Genomic DNA, 1,483 nt, shown 5'->3' with positions numbered 1-1,483 from the left:
AGTGCGTAATAGCTCACTGGTCAAGTGATTCCGCGCCGACAATGTAGCGGGGCTCAAGCGTACCGCCGAAGTCGTGTCATTCATACAAGTAGCCCCAACGGGTGTATGGATGGGTAGGGGAGCGTCGTGTGCCGGGTGAAGCAGCCGCGGAAGCGAGTTGTGGACGGTTCACGAGTGAGAATGCAGGCATGAGTAGCGATACACACGTGGGAAACGTGTGCGCCGATTGACTAAGGGTTCCTGGGTCAAGCTGATCTGCCCAGGGTAAGTCGGGACCTAAGGCGAGGCCGACAGGCGTAGTCGATGGACAACCGGTTGATATTCCGGTACCCGCTTTGAAGCGCCAGCGCTGAACCCTCTGATGCTAAGGCCGTGAAGCCGCCTCTGATCTCTTCGGAGTGAGGGGGAGTGGTGGAGCCGCCGGCCCAAGGTGGTAGTAGGTGAGCGATGGGGTGACGCAGGAAGGTAGTCCAGCCCGGGCGGTGGTTGTCCCGGGGTAAGGGTGTAGGCCGTGTGATAGGCAAATCCGTCACACATTGAGGCTGAGACCTGATGCCGAGCCGATTGTGGTGAAGTGGATGATCCTATGCTGTCGAGAAAAGCCTCTAGCGAGTTTCATGGCGGCCCGTACCCTAAACCGACTCAGGTGGTCAGGTAGAGAATACCGAGGCGTTCGGGTGAACTATGGTTAAGGAACTCGGCAAAATGCCCCCGTAACTTCGGGAGAAGGGGGGCCATGTCTGGTGATGAGTCTTGCACTCTGAGCTGGGTGTGGCCGCAGAGACCAGCGAGAAGCGACTGTTTACTAAAAACACAGGTCCGTGCGAAGCCGTAAGGCGATGTATACGGACTGACGCCTGCCCGGTGCTGGAACGTTAAGGGGACCGGTTAGCGAGACTTCGGTTTTGCGAAGCTGAGAACTTAAGCGCCAGTAAACGGCGGTGGTAACTATAACCATCCTAAGGTAGCGAAATTCCTTGTCGGGTAAGTTCCGACCTGCACGAATGGCGTAACGACTTCTCGACTGTCTCAACCATAGGCCCGGTGAAATTGCACTACGAGTAAAGATGCTCGTTTCGCGCAGCAGGACGGAAAGACCCCGGGACCTTTACTACAGCTTGATATTGGTGTTCGGTTCGGCTTGTGTAGGATAGGTGGGAGACTGTGAAGCATGCACGCCAGTGTGTGTGGAGTCGTCGTTGAAATACCACTCTGGTCGTGCTGGATGTCTAACCTGGGTCCGTGATCCGGATCAGGGACAGTGTCTGGTGGGTAGTTTAACTGGGGCGGTTGCCTCCTAAAGGGTAACGGAGGCGCCCAAAGGTTCCCTCAGCCTGGTTGGCAATCAGGTGTTGAGTGTAAGTGCACAAGGGAGCTTGACTGTGAGACCGACGGGTCGAGCAGGGACGAAAGTCGGGACTAGTGATCCGGCGGTGGCTTGTGGAAGCGCCGTCGCTCAACGGATAAAAGGTACCCCGGGGAT

Annotated in this window: 1 rRNA gene; it reads left to right on the top strand. The window is 56.8% G+C overall.

Going from position 1 to position 1,483, the window contains the following annotated elements:
• Nucleotides 1-1,483, top strand: a 23S ribosomal RNA gene (locus tag AB0K09_RS33315); the annotation flags it as partial.

It is taken from the genome of Streptomyces sp. NPDC049577 (assembly GCF_040675635.1).
Taxonomy (GTDB): domain Bacteria; phylum Actinomycetota; class Actinomycetes; order Streptomycetales; family Streptomycetaceae; genus Streptomyces.
The sequence above is the reverse complement of the archived record's forward strand: the minus strand, read 5'-3'. Positions and strand labels throughout refer to the sequence as shown.